The organism is Dactylosporangium sp. CA-139114 (genome assembly GCF_050955725.1).
Classification (GTDB): domain Bacteria; phylum Actinomycetota; class Actinomycetes; order Mycobacteriales; family Micromonosporaceae; genus Dactylosporangium.
Map to the genome: position 1 here is coordinate 4,923,285 of NZ_CP192080.1, position 18,039 is coordinate 4,941,323.

An 18,039-nucleotide genomic window follows, 5' to 3' on the forward strand; every position below is an offset into this window, starting at 1 on the left:
TGGTGAACATGCTGCGAACCGAGTTGATCCGGCCGATCACCGAACTGCTGCGCGAGCACGGCCGCCGGTTCGGGGCCAAGGCCGCGTTCCGCGACGCCCGCCGCGGCGTCACCTACGGCGAGCTGGAGCGGCGGACCTTCTCGCTCGCCGGGAACCTCGTCGCCCTCGGGCTGGGGCGCGGCGATCGGGCCGTCATCTACCTGGGCAACCGGGTCGAGACGGTGGAGAGCTACCTCGCGCTCGTGCGGGCCGCGGCGATCGGGGTGCCGCTGAACCCGCGCTCGACCGACTCGGAGCTCGAGTACCTCCTCGAAGACTCCGGCGCGGTGCTCGTCATCACCGACGAGGCCCGCCTGGACCAGGTCCGCCGGGTCGCGGGCGGGCGCCGGATCGTGCTCGTGGGGGACGACTTCGAGGCGCTGGCCACGACCGGGCCCGCGGCGCCCCCGCCGGACGACCTCGCGCTCGGCGAGCCGGCCTGGATGCTCTACACCTCCGGCACCACCGGGCGCCCCAAGGGCGTGCTCTCCACGCAGGCGAGCTGCCTGTACTCGGTCGCCGCCTGCTACGTGCCGATCCCGGGCCTGTCGGCGGACGACCGCGTGGTGTGGCCGCTGCCGCTGTTCCACAGCCTCTCGCACATCGCCTGCGTGCTGAGCGTCACCGCGGTCGGGGCCACCGCCCGGATCGTCGACGGGCTCTCCGCCGACGACGTCCTCGCCGCGGTCCGCGAGGACGCCGCGACCTTCCTCGCCGGCGTGCCCACGCTCTACCACTACCTGGTCGAGGCGGCCCGGGAGTCCGGCTTCGCCGCGCCCGAGCTGCGCATGTGCCTCGTCGGCGGGGCGATCACCACGGCCGCGCTGCGCCGCGCCTTCGACGAGACGTTCGGGGTGCCGCTGCTGGACGCGTACGGCAGCACCGAGACGTGCGGCTCGATCGCCGTCAACCGGCCCACCGGCCCGCGCGTCGAGGGCTCCTGCGGCCTGCCCGTGCCCGGCGTCGAGGTGCGGCTGGTCGACCCCGAGACCGGCGAGGACGTGCCCGCCGGGGTCGAGGCCGAGGTCTGGGTCCGCAGCCCCAGCGTGATGCTCGGCTACCACAACCAGCCCGAGGCGACCGCGGCGGCGCTGCGCGACGGGTGGTACCACACCGGTGACCTCGCCCGCCGCGACGAGGCCGGCCACCTCACCGTCGTCGGCCGGCTGCGCGAGCTCATCATCCGCGGCGGGGAGAACATCCACCCGGGCGAGATCGAGGAGGCGCTGCGCGGCGTGCCCGGCGTCGCCGACGTGGCCGCGACCGGCCGGCCGCACGAGGCCCTCGGCGAGGTGCCGGTGGCGTTCGTGGTGCCCGGCCCCGAGGGCGTCGACCCCGCCGCGCTGTTCGCCGCCGCCCGCGAGCGCCTGTCCTACTTCAAGGTGCCCGAGGAGCTCTACGCCATCGCGGCCGTCCCGCGCACGGCCTCGGGCAAGGTGACCCGGCTGGCCCTGCTCGACCGGCCCGCGCGCCTGCTCGCCGTCGCCGGCGGCCAGCACGACCGGCTCCTGCTCGACTCCTGGACGGAGCTCGGCCCGGCCCGCCCGGACGAGAGCCCACAGTGGACCGTCGTGCTCGCCGACGGCGCGGGCGCCCCGCCCACCCCCGAGCACGTCCGCGCGGCCAACGCCGCCCTGCGCGCCCACGTCGAGCACCGGCTCGCGGCCGAGCGGCTCGTGATCGTCACCCGCGGGGCGGTCGCCACGACGCCCGGCGAGCCGATCCACGACCCGGTGTACGCGCCCGCCTGGAGCTGGCTGCGCCTGCTGCAGGCCGAGCACCCCGACCGCCTGCGCCTGCTCGACCTCGAACCCGGCACCGACCCGGCCCCGCTGATCGTGGGCGACGAGCCGCAGGTCGCGGTGCGCGGGGGCGTCCGCCGCGCACCCCGCCTGGTCCCGGCCCGCTCCACCGGGGTGGCCTCGGCGCCGCTGGGCCCGGTGCGGGTCATCGGCGCCGGCACGGCGTTGCCCGGCCACCTCGAGCAGGCCTACGCGCTGGACGGGACCGTCCCGACCGTCGTCGTGGCCGTCGGCGGCGACGCGGACGAGGCCTGGCGCAGCGCCGCGGCCGCGCGCGAGGTCCCCGCCGAGAGCCGGCTCATCGTGCTCACCTCGCTCACCGGTCTGCGGGGATCGGCCGCGGACGCGGATCTGGTCGCGGCCGAGGCCTACGCGCGCGGGATCGCCGCGCGGCACCCCAACGGCCTTGCCTTCGCCGGCGACCCGTCCACCCGGGAGGGCCGGGCACTGTTCGACGCCGCGCTGCTCACCGGCGCGACGGCCGCCACCGCGTGGCCGACCGGCGCGACCCCGACCGGCCCGGCGGCGGCCCTGCTCCGGCGCGGCCCGGCCGGCGTCCCCCGGCCCCGCGGCGGCGACGGCGACGCGCTGCGGGATCGGCTGCGCGGCCAGCCCCCCGTCCAGCGCCGGCACACCCTGCGGCAGCTCGTGCACGCGTGCGCGGACGCGGTCCTGCCGGCTGCGCACGGTACCGATGCCGACCGCCCGTTCAAGGCGCTCGGCTTCACCTCCCTGCAGGTCGTCCAGCTGCGCGACCGGATCCGGGCCGAGACCGGCCTCGCGCTGCCGTCGACCCTGGCCTTCGACTACCCGACGCCGGCGCTGCTCGCCGAGCACCTCGCCCGCCTGCTGCTGGGCGACGCCACGGTCGAACGGGTCCTCGACGAGCCCTTGCCGCCCGCCGACTCACCGGTGGCCGTCGTCGCCATGGGCTGCCGGCTGCCCGGGGGCGTGAGCAGCCCGGACGAGCTGTGGGACCTGGTCGCGCGCGGCGGCGACGCCATCGGCGAGTTCCCGGCGGACCGCGGCTGGGACCTCGCGCGCCTGCGCGACGGGGCGAGCGCGACCCAGCTCGGCGGGTTCCTCTACGACGCCGCGGACTTCGACGCCGAGTTCTTCGGCATCTCGCCGCGCGAGGCCCTCGCCATGGACCCGCAGCAGCGGCTGCTGCTGGAGACGTCGTGGGAGACGGTCGAGCGGGCCGGGATCGACCCGGCCGCGCTGCGGGGCAGTCCGACCGGCGTCTTCTTCGGCGTCATGCACCACGACTACGCCGCCGGGGTCGAGGCCGGGGAGCTGGAGGGGTATCTCGGCACCGGCACCGCGGGCAGCGTCGCCTCCGGGCGGGTCGCCTACGCGCTGGGCCTGGAGGGCCCGGCGATCAGCGTCGACACCGCGTGCTCGTCGTCGCTGGTCTCCCTGCACCTGGCCGCGCAGGCGCTGCGGGCCGGCGAGTGCTCGCTGGCGCTGGCCGGCGGGGTCGCGGTGATGGCGAGCCCCCAGGTCTTCGTCGAGTTCTCCCGGCAGCGCGGCCTGTCCCCGGACGGGCGCTGCAAGGCGTTCGCGCAGGCCGCCGACGGTACGGCCTGGTCGGAGGGCGTCGCCGTGCTGCTCCTGGAGCGCCTGTCCGACGCCCAGCGGCTCGGCCATCCCGTGCTCGCGGTGCTGCGCGGCTCGGCGATCAACCAGGACGGCGCCTCCAACGGCCTCACCGCGCCCAGCGGCCCCGCGCAGCAGCGGGTGATCCGCCGCGCCCTGGCCGGCGCCCGGCTCACCACGGCCGACGTCGACGCCGTCGAGGCGCACGGCACCGGCACCCGCCTCGGCGACCCGATCGAGGCCCAGGCGCTCATCGCCACCTACGGCCAGGGCCGGGACACTCCGCTGTGGCTCGGCTCGCTCAAGTCCAACATCGGCCACGTCCAGGCCGCGGCCGGGGCCGCCGGCGTCATCAAGATGGTCCTCGCCATGCGCCACGGCGTGCTGCCGCGCACGATCCACGTGGACGAGCCGACCCGTGAGGTCGACTGGTCGGCCGGGGCGGTACGGCTGCTGACCGAGGCCCGCGCGTGGCCCGACACCGGCCGCCCGCGCCGCGCCGCCGTCTCCTCGTTCGGCGTCAGCGGCACCAACGCCCACGTGATCCTCGAGTCGCCCCCGGACCCGGTGCCCGCGCCGCCCGCCGAAGCCCCTGCCGGACCCCCTGCCGAACCTCAGCTCGACGTCCTGCCCTGGCTGCTCTCCGCGGCCTCGCCCGAGGGGCTGCGCGCCCAGGCCGGCCGGCTGCTCGCCTGGGCGGACGACCAGCCCGCCGCCGACATCGCCTTCTCCCTGGCCACCACCCGGGCCGCGCTCACCCACCGGGCCGTCGTGGCCGGCGGCGACCGGGACGCCCTCGCCGCGCTCGCCGCCGACCGGCCCGCGCCCGGGCTGGTCACCGGGGCCGCCGAGCCGGGCCGCCTCGCCGTGCTCTTCACCGGCCAGGGCAGCCAGCGCGCCGGGATGGGCCGGGAGCTGTACGAGCGCTTCCCGGTCTACGCCGCCGCCTTCGACGAGGCCTGCGCGCTGCTCGACCCGCGCCTCGCCGACGTCGTGCGCGACGGCTCGCTGCTCGACCAGACCGAGTTCACCCAGGCCGGGCTCTTCGCGCTCGAGGTCGCCCTGTTCCGGCTCCTCGAGTCGTGGAGCGTGACGCCGGACGTCGTCGGCGGGCACTCCGTCGGCGAGCTCGCCGCCGCCCACGCCGCCGGGATCCTCTCGCTGCCGGACGCGGCCCGCCTCGTCACCGCCCGCGGCCGGCTCATGCAGGCCCTGCCCGCCGGCGGCGCGATGGTCGCCGTCGAGGCGGCCGAGGCCGAGGTCGTCGCGCTGCTCTGCGAGCGGGTGAGCATCGCCGCGGTCAACGGGCCGCGCTCGACGGTCATCTCCGGCGACGAGGACGCCGTGCTCGCCGTGGCGACCCGGCTGCGGGCCGAGGGCCGGCGGACCCGGCGGCTGCAGGTGTCGCACGCGTTCCACTCGGCCCGCATGGACCCGATGCTCGACGCCCTCGCCGAGGTCGCGGCCGGCCTCACCGTGCGCCCCGCCGCGCTGGCGCTGGTGTCCAACGTGACCGGCGCCGTGGCCGACGCGGGGCTGCTCGCGGACCCGCGGTACTGGTCCCGGCACGCCCGCGAGGCGGTCCGCTTCCTCGACGGCGTCCGCGCGCTGCCCGGGCTCGGCGTCACCACCGTCCTCGAGGTCGGCCCGGGCGGCGTGCTCACCGCCCTCGGCCCCGACTGCGACGCCGGCGACCTCGCGTTCGTGGCCGCGCTGCGCGACGGCGGCACGGAGGTGGCCGACCTGCTCGCCGCGCTCGGCCGGCTGCACGTGCGCGGGGTTGCCGTCGACTGGGCCGCGCTCCATCAGGGCCGCGGCCGCCGGGTGCCGCTGCCGACCTACGCGTTCCAGCGCACCCGGTTCTGGCTGCCGGAGACCGGCCCGGTCGAGCGCCGGGGCGGGCTCTACGAGATCGGCTGGGCGCCGGTGCCGCCCGGCACCGAGCCGGCGACGCTCCTGCGGGCCGAGCCCCCCGCCGACGGCCCGCTGCCGCAGCGGGCGCGGGAGACCGGCCGGCGGGTGCTCGCCGCGATCCAGCGGTGGCTGACCGACCACGACCACGGGCGTCTGGTCATCGCCGTCGACCCCGCCGACCCGGCCCAGGCCACGGTGGCGGGCCTGGTGCACTGCGCCCGGGCCGAGCACCCGGGCCGGTTCGGGCTGCTGGAGGCCGGCACGGACCCGGTGCTGCCCGCGGACGAACCCTGGCTGGCCGTCCGCGAGGGGCGGCTGGTCGCCGCCCGCCTGCGCCCGCTGAGCGGCACCGGCGGCCGCGCCCCGAAGCTCGCGGGCGGCGCCGTGCTCATCACCGGCGGCACCGGCGGCCTCGGCCGGCTCGTCGCCGCGCATCTCGTCGCCGGCTACGGCGTCACCGAGCTGGTCCTGGTGTCGCGCCGCGGCACCACCGAACCCTGGGTGCGGGACCTGACCGACACGGGCGTACGGGTCCGCGTGGTCGCCGGCGACGTGGCCGACCGGGCGAGCCTCGCGGCCGCGATCGAGCCCGTCCGCGACCGGCTCGTCGCCGTCGTGCACGCCGCCGGCGTGGTCGACGACGCCGTCGTGGCCAACCTCGGCGACGAGCGCTGGGATCCGGTCCTGCGCCCGAAGGTCGACGGCGCCTGGCACCTGCACGAGCTGACCGCCGGGCTCGACCTGGCCGCGTTCGTGCTGTTCTCGTCCGCGTCCTCCACGCTCGGCGGCCCCGGCCAGGGCAACTACGCCGCCGCCAACACCTTCCTCGACGCCCTCGCCGCGCACCGCCGCGCCCTCGGGCTCCCGGCCACCACCATCGCCTGGGGGCTCTGGGCGCAGGCGGCCGGGATGGGCGGCCGGCTGCGCGACGTCGACGTGGCCCGGGCCGCCCGCGCCGGCACCCGCGCCCTGAGCGACGCGGCCGGCCTGCGCCTGCTCGACGCCGCCCTGCGCGCCGACCGGCCGCACGTCATCGCCATCGACCTCGACCATGCCGCCCTCGACGCCGGGGCGGCCCTGCTGCGCGAGCTCGCCCCGGTCGTGCGGCAGGACGATCCGCTGGTGGAGAAGCTGCGGGCCATGGACGAGGACGAGGGCACCGCCCTGCTGCTCGACCTCGTCCGCACCAACGCCGCCGTCGTGCTGGGCCACGCCGGACCCGAGCGGATCGTCCCCGCCCGCGCGTTCAAGGACGCCGGCTTCGACTCGCTCATGGCGGTCGAGCTCGGCCAGCGGCTCAGCGCCGGCACCGGCCTGCGGCTGCCCGGCACCACGATCTTCAACCACCCGACCCCGCTGCTGCTCGCCGGGCACCTGCGCCACCGGCTCCTCGGCGACGCCGCCGTGACGGCGGCGCCCGGCGCGCCCCGGGCGGCGACCGGCGAGCCGATCGCGATCGTGGCCATGGCCTGCCGCTTCCCCGGCGGCGTCGGCTCCCCCGAGCAGCTGTGGGACCTGGTCGCCGCGGGCGGCGATGCCATCGGCCCCGTCCCCGCCGACCGCGGCTGGGACCTCGACGCCATCTTCGACCCCGAGCCCGGGGTGGCCGGGCGGACCTACGTGCGCTCCGGCGGGTTCCTGGAGGGGGTCGCCGACTTCGACGCCGGGTTCTTCGGCATCAGCCCGCGCGAGGCGATCGCCATGGACCCCCAGCAGCGCCACCTGCTCGAGGTCGCCTGGGAGGCCCTGGAACGCGCCGGGCTCGACGCCACCGCGCTGGCCGCGAGCCGCACCGGCGTCTTCGTCGGCACGCACGGGCAGGACTACGCGGCCCAGGCCGCCGGCGGCGACGAGGCCGACGACGGGCACCTGCTCACGGGCTCGTCCGGCAGCGTGCTGTCGGGCCGCGTCGCCTACGCGCTGGGGCTCGAGGGCCCGGCCGTCACCGTCGACACCGCCTGCTCGTCGTCGCTCGTCGCGCTGCACCTCGCCGCCCAGTCGCTGCGGCTGGGGGAGTGCGACCTCGCCCTGGCCGGCGGCGTCTCGTTCATGTCGAGCCCGTCCGGGCTGGTGGGCTTCAGCCGCCAGCGGGGCCTGTCGCCGGACGGGCGGTGCCGGGCCTTCTCCGACGCCGCCGACGGCTTCGGGATGGCCGAGGGCGCCGGGCTCGTCGTGCTCGAACGGCTCTGCGAGGCGCGCCGGCTCGGGCACCCGGTGCTCGCCGTCGTGCGCGGCTCGGCCGTCAACTCCGACGGCGCCTCGAACGGGCTCACCGCCCCGAACGGCCCGTCCCAGGAGCGCGTCATCCGCCAGGCCCTCGCGAGCGCCGGGCTGGCCCCCTGCGACGTCGACGCGGTCGAGGCGCACGGCACCGGCACGCCGCTGGGCGACCCGATCGAGGCGCAGGCCCTCATCGCCACCTACGGCCAGGAGCGCGCGGCCCCCGTGCTGCTCGGCTCGGTCAAGTCGAACATCGGGCACACCCAGGCCGCCGCCGGGATCGCGGGCGTCATGAAGATGGTCCTCGCCATGCGGGCGGGGGTCGTCCCGGCGACCCTGCACGCGGACACGCCGAGCTCGCACGTCGACTGGTCGGCCGGCGCGGTGCAGCTGGCGACCGAGGCCCGGCCGTGGCCCTCCAGCGGCCCCCGCCGGGCCGGGATCTCCTCGTTCGGCATCAGCGGCACCAACGCCCACGTCATCATCGAGCACGTCCCCGCCCCGGAGCCCCCCGAGCGGCCCGCCGAGCCCGAGGCCGGGACCCCGGTCCCGTGGACGCTGTCGGCGCGCACCCCGGACGGGCTGGCCGCGCAGGCCCGGCGGCTGCACGCACGGCTCGGCGCCGAGCCGGGCCTGCACCCCCGCGACGTCGCGCACACCCTGCTGGGCCGGGCCGCGCTGGAGCACCGGGCCACCATCGTCGGCGGCGACCTGATGGCCGGCCTGGCCTCGCTGGCCGACGGCACCCCGTCCGCCGCCGTCGCGCTCGGCCGCGTCGAACAGTCCGCCCGGGGCGCCGTCTTCGTCTTCCCCGGGCAGGGCTCGCAGTGGACCGGCATGGCCGCCGAGCTGCTCGACACCTCACCGGTCTTCGCCGAGCGGATGGCCCGGTGCGCCGCCGCGCTCGCCCCGCACGTCGAGTGGTCCCTCGACGACGTGGTCCGGGGCCGCGCCGAGCCCGCTCTCCTGGAGCGGGTCGACGTCGTCCAGCCCGCGCTCTTCGCGATGATGGTCTCCCTCGTCGAGGTGTGGCGGTCGCTCGGCGTCGAACCCGCCGCCGTCATCGGCCACTCCCAGGGCGAGATCGCCGCCGCGTGCGTCGCCGGCGCCCTGTCGCTCGAAGACGCCGCGATGGTCGTCGCCCGCCGCAGCCGGGCGCTCGCCGCCCTGGCCGGGGGCGGCGGCATGGTCTCGCTGCCGATGCCCGCCGACGAGGTCCGGACCCACCTCGCCGCCTGGGACGGCCGGCTGTCCATCGCCGCGGTCAACGGGCCCGGCTCGGTGGTCGTGGCCGGCGAGGCCGAGGCCGTCGAGGAGCTGCTGGCCGGCTTCGACGGCCGCGCCCGCCGCATCCCCGTCGACTACGCCTCCCACTCCCCGGCCGTGGAGCGCATCGAGGCCGACCTGCTCGACGCCCTGGCCGGGGTCCGTCCCCGCCGGGCCGAGCTGGCGTTCTACTCCACCGTCGAGGCGGCCTGGGCCGACACGTCCACGCTGGACGCCGGCTACTGGTACCGCAACCTGCGCCGCCCCGTGGAGTTCCAGCGCTCCGTCGAGGACCTCCTGGACCAGGGGTACCGCGTGTTCGTCGAGGCGAGCCCCCACCCGGTGCTGACCCGGCCCATCGCCGACACCGCCGAGGCCGCCGGGCGCGATGACGCCGTCGGCACCGGTACGCTGCGGCGCGACGACGGCGGCCTCGAACGGTTGCTGCGCTCGGCCGCCGACCTGCACGTGCGGGGCGTGCGGATCGACTGGCCCGTGACCGGCCGGCTCGTGGACCTGCCGACCTACGCGTTCGAGCACCGCCGCTACTGGCCAAGCATGCGCTCCTGGCCAACCACGTCAGCAGGTTCCGGCGACGTGGCCGCCGCGGGCCTCACCGGCCTCGACCACCCGGTGCTCACCGCGGCGGTCACCGTAGCCGGCACCGACGGCCTGCTGCTCACCGGCCGCGTCTCCCGCCGCCTGCAGCCCTGGCTCGCCGACCACGTCGTGCTCGGCCGGACCCTCGTGCCGGGGACCGCGTTCGTGGAGCTGGCCGTGCGGGCCGGCGACGAGCTCGGCTTCGGCGCGCTGGACGAGCTCGTCGTCGAGGCGCCCCTCACGCTGGACGGCGACGCCGCCGTGCGCCTGCAGGTCGCCGTGGCGGCCCCCGACGACACCGGCCGGCGCCCCGTGACCGTCCACTCCCGGCCCGCCGACGCCCGGCCCGACGACCCGTGGACCCGCCACGCCGCCGGCCTGCTCGCGCCGAGCGCGCCCGCGCCCGGCTTCGACCTCGCGACCTGGCCGCCGCTCGGCGCCCGCCCGGCCGACGCCGAGCAGTTCTACCCGCGCCAGGCCGAGGCCGGCTACGAGTACGGCCCGGCGTTCCAGGGCCTGCGGGCCGTGTGGATCCGCGGCGAGGAGGTCTTCGCCGAGGCGGAGCTGCACGCCCCCGCCGACGGCTTCGGGCTGCACCCGGCGCTGCTGGACGCCGCGCTGCACGCGGCCACCTTCGCCGGTGTCGGCCGCGCCGAGCCCGGCCGGGTCATGCTGCCCTTCGCGTGGAGCGGCGTCGCCCTGCACGCCACCGGCGCGACCACGGTGCGGGTCCGCGCGGTCCCGGCGGGCGAGCACGCGATGTCCGTCCAGCTCGCCGACGAGGCCGGGGCGCCGGTCGCCACGGTGACGTCCCTCGCGCTGCGCCCGGCCGCCGCCGACGCCATCGCCACCACCGCGCCCGGCGTCGCCGACTCCCTCTTCGTCGTGGACTGGACGCCGCTGCCCCGCCCGGCGGTGCCGGCCGCGAGCGCCGCCGCGACGACCGTGCACATCGCGGCCGACACCGCCGCCGGCACGCCCGCGCGGGCCCGGCTGGCGGCCGCCGCGGCCCTCGCCCGGGTGCAGGAGTGGCTGGACGACCCCGCCGCCGACGCGTCGACGCTGGTCGTGGCGACCGAGCACGCCGTGGCGACCCGGGCCGGCGAGCCGGTCGACGCCGCCCTCGCCACCGTGTGGGGGCTGCTGCGCTCGGCCCAGACCGAGCACCCGGACCGGTTCGTCCTGCTCGACCTGGACCGCCCCGACGCGCTCGACGGCGACCTGCTCGACGCGGTGCTGGCGGCCCAGGAGCCCCAGCTGGCCGTCCGCGGCGAGCAGCTGTTCGCGCCGCGGCTCGCCCGCGCCGAGGCCGGTCCCGAGCTGGTCCCGCCGCCCGGCACCGCGCCCTGGCGGCTGGACTCGCTGGGCCGGGGGACACTGGAGAACCTGGCGCTCGTACCGCACGATCCCGGCGTGGCCCCCCTCGGCCCGACCGAGGTCCGGGTCGCGCTGCGCGCCGCCGGCGTCAACTTCCGCGACGTGCTCAACGCCCTCGGCATGTACCCGGGCGACGCGGGCCTGCTCGGCGGCGAGGGGGCCGGCGTCGTCACCGAGGTCGGCGCCGACGTGCCCGACCTGCGCGCGGGCGACCGGGTCCTGGGCGTCTTCGACGGCTCGTTCGCCACGCTCGCCGTCACCGAGCGCGGCCTGCTCGTGCCCGTCCCGCCCGGCTGGGACTGGGCCCGCGCCGCCGCGACCCCGGTGGTGTTCCTGACCGCCGCCTACGGCCTGTTCGACCTCGCCGCCCTGCGACCGGGCGAGGCGGTGCTCGTGCACGCCGGGGCCGGGGGCGTGGGCATGGCCGCCATCGGCCTCGCCCGGGCTCGCGGCGCCGAGGTCTACGCCACCGCGAGCCCCGACAAGTGGCCGGTCCTGCGTGCGCTCGGCCTGGACGAGGACCACATCGCCTCCTCCCGGACGCTGGAGTTCGAGGACCGCTTCCTCGCGGCCACCGGCGGCCGCGGCGTCGACGTGGTGCTCAACTCCCTCGCCGGGGACTTCGTCGACGCCTCCCTGCGGCTGCTGCCCCGCGGCGGCCGGTTCGTCGAGATGGGCAAGACCGACCGGCGCGAGCCGGGCGAGGTCGCGGCCCGGCACCCCGGCGTGGACTACCGCGCCTTCGAGACGGCCGACGCGGGCGTGCCGCGCCTGCAGGAGCTGCTGCTCGACGTGGTCGGCCGGCTGGACCGGGGCGAGCTGCGGCCGCTGCCGGTGGCGAGCTGGGACGTGCGCCGGGCGCCGGACGCGTTCCGCCACCTCAGCCAGGCCCGCCACGTGGGCAAGGTCGTCCTCACCCTGCCCCGCCCGCTCGACCCGGACGGCACCGTGCTCATCACCGGCGGCACCGGCCTGCTCGGCGGGCTGGTCGCCGAGCGGCTCGTCACCGGGCACGGCATCCGGTCGCTGGTGCTCGGCAGCCGGCAGGGCCCCGGCGCGCCCGCCGCCGCCGAGCTGCGCGACCGGCTGCGCGCCCTCGGCGCCGAGGTCACCGTCGTCGCCGGTGACGTCGCCGACCCGGCCGGCGTGGCCGCCATGCTCGCCGCCGTGCCCGCCGGGCGCCCGCTGACCGCCGTCGTGCACGCCGCCGGCCGCCTCGACGACGCCCCGGTGACCGCCCTGGACCCGGGCCGCCTCGACGCGGTCTTCGGGCCGAAGCTCGACGGGGCCTGGCACCTGCACGAGCAGACCCGCGACCTGGACCTGGCCGAGTTCGTCGTCTTCTCCTCCGGCGCCGGCATCTTCGGCGTCGCCGGCCAGGCCAACTACGCGGCCGCCAACGCGTTCACCGACGCCCTCGCCGCCGACCGGCGGGCCGCGGGCCGCCCGGCCCGGTCGCTGGCCTGGGGCCTGTGGGAGCAGCCGAGCGCGATGACCGCCGGGCTCGGCGAGATCGACCGGGCCCGGGCCGCCCGCGCCGGCCTGCTCGCCCTGCCGACCGGGCTCGGCCTCGACCTGTTCGACGCGGCCCTGCGCACGTCGGCGCCGCTGCTCGTGCCCACCCGGCTCGACCTCGCGGCACTGCGCCGCCCGGAGGCCGGGGCCCGGGTGCCGGCGCTGCTCGGCGGGCTCGTGGCTCGCCGGCCCGCCGCCCGTCCCACCGCCGGCGGCCCGGCCGGGGCCGCGGGCCTGGCCGACCGGCTCGCCGGGCTGCCGGCCTCGGTGCAGCTCGGCCACCTGCTGGAGCTCGTGCGGGCCGAGGCGGCCGCCGTGCTCGGCCACGGCACCGCCGAGGACATCGACCCGGTGAAGGCGTTCAGCCAGGTCGGGTTCGACTCGCTGACCGCGGTCGAACTGCGCAACCGGCTGACCCGGGCGACCGCGGTCCGGCTGCCGGCCACGCTCATCTACGACCACCCCGACCCGACCGCGCTCGCCCGGCACCTGCAGGCCGAGCTCGTCCCGGCCGCCGCCGCGCCCGAGCCGTCCATCCTCGACGAGCTCGACCGGCTGGAGCGCGCGTCCGTGGACCCGGGGCTGCGCGAGGCGGTCGCGGCCCGCCTCGAGGCGCTTGCCGCGCGCTGGCAGGCGGCGGGCGCGGCCGAGGCCGACGTCGACCTGGACCAGGCGACCGATGACGAGCTGTTCGCGCTGATCGACGACGAGCTCGGGCTGTCGTGACCGAGAACGGGGGCACCATGAGGGACGACGACGCGCTGCTGGACGTGGTGGTGGTCGGCTTCGGCCCGGTCGGGCAGGTGCTCACGATCCTGCTCGCCCAGCGGGGCCTGCGGGTCACCGTCGTGGAGCGGTGGCCGACGCCGTACACGATGCCGCGGGCCGTCTCCTACGACGCCGAGGCGGCCCGCATCCTGGCCGCCGCCGGCATCGGCGACCGGGTGGGCGAGGTGACCGAGCCCTCGCGCGACTACACGTTCAAGAACGCCGCCGGCCGGACGCTGCTGCACGTCGACGTGCCCGAGCGGGAGGGGCTCGGGTGGGCCGACTCGACGTCGGTGTACCAGCCCGGGCTCGAGGCGCTGCTGGCCGAGCGGGCCGCGGGGCTGCCGACGGTCGAGGTCCGCCGCGGCCAGGAGGTCGTCGCGCTGACCGAGCACGCCGACCGGGTCGAGGCCGAGGTCCGCCACGGGGACGGCACGAGCACGACGCTCACGGCCCGGTACGTCATCGGCTGCGACGGCGCCAACAGCTTCGTCCGCGCAGCCATCGACGCGGCGCAGCAGGATCTCGGCTTCACCCACGACTGGCTCGTCTGCGACGTCGTGCTGCACGAGGCCCGCGCGTTCAGGCCCAACAACCTGCAGGTGTGCGACCCGGCCCGGCCCCGCACCGCGGTCTCGGCCGGTCCCGGGCACCGCCGGTGGGAGTTCATGCGCGTGCCCACCGAGTCCTACGAGGACTTCGCCACCGAGGCGTCGGCCTGGCGCCTGCTGAGCCTGTTCGACATCGGCCCGCACAACGCCACCCTCGACCGCTTCGGCGTCTACACCACCCAGGCCTGCTACGCCGAGCGCTGGCGGCGGGGCCGGGTGCTGCTGGCCGGCGACGCGGCCCACGTCATGCCGCCGTTCATGGGCCAGGGGATGAGCTCCGGGTTCCGCGACGCGATCAGCCTCACCTGGCGCCTCGACCTGATCCTGCGCGGGGTGTCCGGGGTCGAGCTGCTGGACTCGTACGAGTCCGAACGACGCGCCCACGTCCAGCACGCCATCGCGATGTCGATGGAGTCGGGCAAGGTGATCTGCGAGACCAACCGCCGCGCGGCCGTCACCCGCGACGGCACCCTGCTGGCGGCCCGCCGCCGCGGCGCCGTCCAGGGGATGTCGCGCACGCTGGTCGAGCCGCTGACCGAGGGGGTGCTGCACGCCGGCGGTCCCGAGGGCACGGCCGGGCACCTCACGCCGATCGCGCGGGTGAGCCGCGCCGGCAAGGTCGGCCTCTTCGACGAGCTGAGCGGGCCCGGCTTCGTCGTGCTCGCCACCGGCGACCCGGCCGCCCTGCTGGGCCCGGAGCGGGTGTCGTTCCTCGACTCCATCGGCGCGACCCTGCTGCGCCTGGCCCCGCCGGGCGCCTCCGCGGCCGCGGACGAGGCCACCGTCGCCGACCTCGACGACGTGCTCGGGCCGTGGCTGGCCGCGATGCCGGCGGCGGGCGTGCTCGTGCGGCCGGACTTCCACATCTTCGGCGCCGCCGACGCCGACGGGCTGCCGGACGTCGTGGACGACCTGCGGCGACAGCTCTCATCGGCGCACTGATCCCTTTGTGAGAGAGGGGCACCCCAACGGTGTTCGAGAACCTCAAGATCCTGCGCCGGGCCGTGCGGGCCGTGGCGACCAAGGATCCGGAGTTACGCGTCCAGCGCTTCTACCTGATCCAGGAGCCCCAGGTCGAGTTCCTGGGCCGCTCCACGCACTACATGAACGTCGGCTTCTGGGACGGCGACGCCACCACGCTCGACACGGCCGGCGAGGCCCTGGCCCGCAAGCTCGGCGAGGCCGCGGAGCTGCGCGCCGGCGACACGGTGCTCGACGCCGGCTTCGGCTACGGCGACCAGGACTTCCTGTGGCTGCGCGAGCGCGAGGTCGGCCGGATCACCGGGCTGAACATCACCCCGCACCACGTCGAGGCGGCCCGGGCGCGGGCCGAGGCCGAGGGCGTCGCGGACCGGCTGGACTTCCAGCTCGGCTCGGCGCTGTCGACCTCGTTCGAGCCGGAGAGCTTCGACCGGGTGGTGGCGCTCGAGTCGGCGTTCCACTTCCATCCGCGCAGCGCCTTCTTCCGGGAGGCGTACCGCGTCCTGCGCCCCGGCGGCGTGCTCGCCGTCGCCGACATCATCCCGATCGACGGCGCCACCCCGCGGATGGCGTTCAAGTCGGGGCCGCTGAGCTTCCTGAAGTTCAGCCTGCCCGACGAGAACTGGCACGACGGCAGCACCTACGCCAAGGAGCTGACCGGGGCCGGATTCGCCGACGTGACCGTCGAGTCGATCCGCGAGAAGGTGTACGAGCCGTGGCGGCAGTACATGGCCGGGCGCGTCGACGACGAGCAGTACCGCCGCCAGCTCGGCAAGGCGCTGCACAAGGGCGTGGTGCGGCACTGGTCCGGCCAGGACGTCATGCGCCAGGAGCTGGACCTGCTCGACTACGTGATCGCGGTGGCCCGCAAGCCCGAGTGATCGTGCCGGCCGGCCGGCTGACCCGATCGTCAGCCGGCCGGGCGCGTCACGCGGCGGAGCCCGTCACCTGGCGCCGGATGGTGCCGAGGATCTCGCCCTGGTGCCGGGTCAGGAAGAAGTGCCCGCCGGGGAAGACCTTCAGCTCCGTCTCGCCGGTGGTGTGCTCGGCCCACGCGCCGGCCTCTTCCGGGGTCGTCTTCGGGTCGTCGGCGCCGGTGAAGACCGTGATCGGGCACGTGAGCAGGGGACCCGGCTCGTACTTGTAGGTCTCGGCCGCCTTGTAGTCGTTGCGGATCGCGGGCAGCGCCATCCGCAGCAGCTCCTCGTCGCCGAGGATGGCGGCATCGGTACCGCTGAGGCGCTTGACGTCCGCGAGCAGTCCGGCGTCGTCGAGCAGGTGCACCGTCTCGTGCCGCAACCGCGACGGGGCGCGCCGGCCGGACGCGTAGAGCCGCACGGGCACGACGCCCGCCTCCTGCTCCAGCAGCCGGGCCACCTCGAAGGCGAGGCTGGCGCCCATGCTGTGCCCGAACAGGGCCAGCGGGCGGTCGGTCATGGGCTCGAGGACTCCGAACACCAGCCGGGCCAGCTCGGGCAGGTCGGGGACGCAGGGCTCGAGGCGGCGGTCCTGGCGGCCCGGGTACTGGATCGCGACGACCTCGATCGCCGGGGCGAGGGTGCGCGAGACCGGGAAGTAGAAGCTTGCCGAGCCACCGGCGTGCGGCAGACAGACCAGCCGGGGCGATCCCGCGGCCGCCGGGTGGTAGGTCCGCGCCCACAGGCCGGTGTCGAGCTGGGGCGTCGTCATGCGCCCGATCGTAGGGCGGCCGCGCCACCGGCCCAACCCCTACTCTCGATCGTGTCATCCCGGGGTTGACAGCGGGCGCCGGTGCGCGTCACGCTGGTCGTGTGAAGCGTAAACCCGGGGTTGACATCCCCGACGAGTGGCGCGGCGTCCTGGCGCACCGCGACCCGGCCGAGGCCGGGGCGGCGGCCGGCCGTTTCGTCGCGAGCGGGCTGACCCCGGCCCAGGTGCGCGACACCCTCGCCGACGGCGGCGACGGCCTCTACGCCGCCGCCCGCACCGAGGAGCCGGGCTGGGCCGAGCCGTTCGGCGGGCAGCTCGGGGTCGCGCTGCTCGCCGCCGAGGTCAGCGCGTTCGCCGCGCACCTCAGCTCACGGGCGGCCCGGGTGCGGGCCGTTGCCGTCAACCAGCTCCTCGACGACCTCAGCGCCGTGACCGTGGCCGACCGGCTCGGCGTGTCCCGGCAGAAGGTCTACGACCTCGCCCGCAACGACCAGGCCGCCCCGTACATCGACACCGTGCCGTGGAGGCAACCATGAACGTTCCCGAGCTCGTCGCACTGCCCGACGAGTCCGTGCACCCCCTCGTGCACCCGCTCGACGTGCCGGAGGCCCGCCGGCCCTTCTTCCTGTCGTGGCTCATCTCGGTGCTCGCCGGGCCCGCCACCGTCGCGAGCCTCGTGGTGGTGTTCTGGTTCGTCGCCGAGGACCGGTACATCGGCCCGCCCGTCGGCATCTTCGTCGCCCTCGCCGGCTGGGCCGCCGCGACCTGGTTCGAGCGCGAGGCCTGGGCGTACATCCCCCGCAAGCGGCAGGACCGGGCCCGGCAGCTGCCGCTGTCGTGGGACCTCACCCGCTGGCTCGTCATCGCGGCCAGCGCCGGTGCCGCCCTCACCCTGCTCGGCCGCCGTCTCCTGGAGCCCTCCGTGCCGCAGTCGGTCAGCGCCTACGTGGTCGGCGCGTGCGCCGGCATCGTCGTGGTCATCGTCGCCGAGTTCCTGTGGCGGCTCGCGATGGCGATCGCCGGCCGGGGCCGGCTGCGGGCCGCCCTGCTCCACCTGCCCGGGCTCGCCGTCGTCGCCGCCGTCACCGTGTACCTCTACCGCGAGCTCGTGAACCTCCCGGTGGACCGCGAGTGGCACGACTCCGACCTGGTCATCGGCGCCGCCGTGCTGGTCGTGGTCCAGGTCATGCACTGGGTCCACAAGGCCCGCAACGCTCGCGACCCCCGATGAAGCGGCTGCGCGGCCGCCCGCACCTGATAGCGGCCGCCCTACCCCGGTTATGTCCTCAGCCGACCGCCGCGGCCGCCCTCAGGATCACCTCGCCGATGCTCTCGCCCACGAGCGGCGCGAGCGCGGCGACGAAGACCAGGCCGCGCACGCCGCCGCCGCTGACGTTGCTGATGACGGCCCCGCCGTAGGAGCGCCCGACGAGCAGGACCGGGCCCGGAACCGCCCGGACGACGGCGGCGTCGCCGGACAGGCGGCGCAGCGGGTTCGGCGCCGCGATCACGCTGTGGCCGGCGGCGTGGAGGCGCGGCACCACACCCGCCCAGCTCGCCGATCGCCCCGCCCGTGCCTCGGGTCGCATGCGTCACGTGACCCAACCGCACGGCTTAGGGGCCGGTCCCGTCCGGTAGGGGTTGTCCGGTTTCCCGAG

At 77.0% G+C, this 18,039-nt stretch carries 7 protein-coding genes; 5 read left to right on the forward strand and 2 right to left on the reverse strand.

The window, feature by feature from the left end:
* The first annotated feature begins 8 nt into the window (after positions 1–8).
* The 3 genes from ACQP2P_RS22385 to ACQP2P_RS22395 are packed head-to-tail and all read left to right on the forward strand — an operon-like array spanning position 9 to position 15,573.
* Positions 9–13,058 carry an SDR family NAD(P)-dependent oxidoreductase gene (locus ACQP2P_RS22385; protein WP_433618853.1) on the forward strand — a complete coding sequence of 4,350 codons (13,050 nt, stop codon included), beginning with the start codon at positions 9–11 and terminating at the stop codon, positions 13,056–13,058.
* A 17-nt stretch (positions 13,059–13,075) separates the two neighbouring features.
* On the forward strand, positions 13,076–14,653 hold the full coding sequence (locus ACQP2P_RS22390) for a bifunctional 3-(3-hydroxy-phenyl)propionate/3-hydroxycinnamic acid hydroxylase (RefSeq protein WP_433618855.1): 1,578 nt from the start codon (positions 13,076–13,078) through the stop codon (positions 14,651–14,653).
* 29 nt (positions 14,654–14,682) lie between these two features.
* Positions 14,683–15,573, forward strand: a complete 891-nt coding sequence (locus ACQP2P_RS22395; RefSeq protein ID WP_433618857.1) for an SAM-dependent methyltransferase — start codon at positions 14,683–14,685, stop codon at positions 15,571–15,573.
* Between the two features lie 46 nt (positions 15,574–15,619).
* On the opposite strand, the gene ACQP2P_RS22400 is transcribed toward ACQP2P_RS22395, so the two are convergent.
* The gene (locus ACQP2P_RS22400; RefSeq protein WP_433618858.1) at positions 15,620–16,381 is read right to left on the reverse strand and encodes a thioesterase II family protein; all 762 of its coding nucleotides are present in this window, start codon (positions 16,379–16,381) and stop codon (positions 15,620–15,622) included.
* 101 nt (positions 16,382–16,482) lie between these two features.
* Here ACQP2P_RS22400 and ACQP2P_RS22405 point away from each other — a divergent pair, with 101 nt between their 5' ends.
* Together ACQP2P_RS22405 and ACQP2P_RS22410 are read left to right on the forward strand one after the other, a co-directional pair.
* Entirely contained in the window at positions 16,483–16,917 is a 435-nt protein-coding gene (locus ACQP2P_RS22405; protein WP_433618860.1) for a hypothetical protein, read from the forward strand.
* Positions 16,914–17,612 (forward strand): hypothetical protein, encoded by a 699-nt coding sequence (locus ACQP2P_RS22410; RefSeq protein ID WP_433618862.1) that lies wholly within the window; start codon positions 16,914–16,916, stop codon positions 17,610–17,612. Before ACQP2P_RS22405 ends, ACQP2P_RS22410 begins: the two co-directional genes overlap by 4 nt.
* A 55-nt stretch (positions 17,613–17,667) precedes the next feature.
* Here ACQP2P_RS22410 and ACQP2P_RS22415 read toward each other — a convergent pair whose 3' ends face one another.
* Complete coding sequence (locus ACQP2P_RS22415) at positions 17,668–17,925, reverse strand: hypothetical protein (RefSeq protein WP_433618864.1); 258 nt, start codon at positions 17,923–17,925, stop codon at positions 17,668–17,670.
* Positions 17,926–18,039 lie beyond the last annotated feature (114 nt).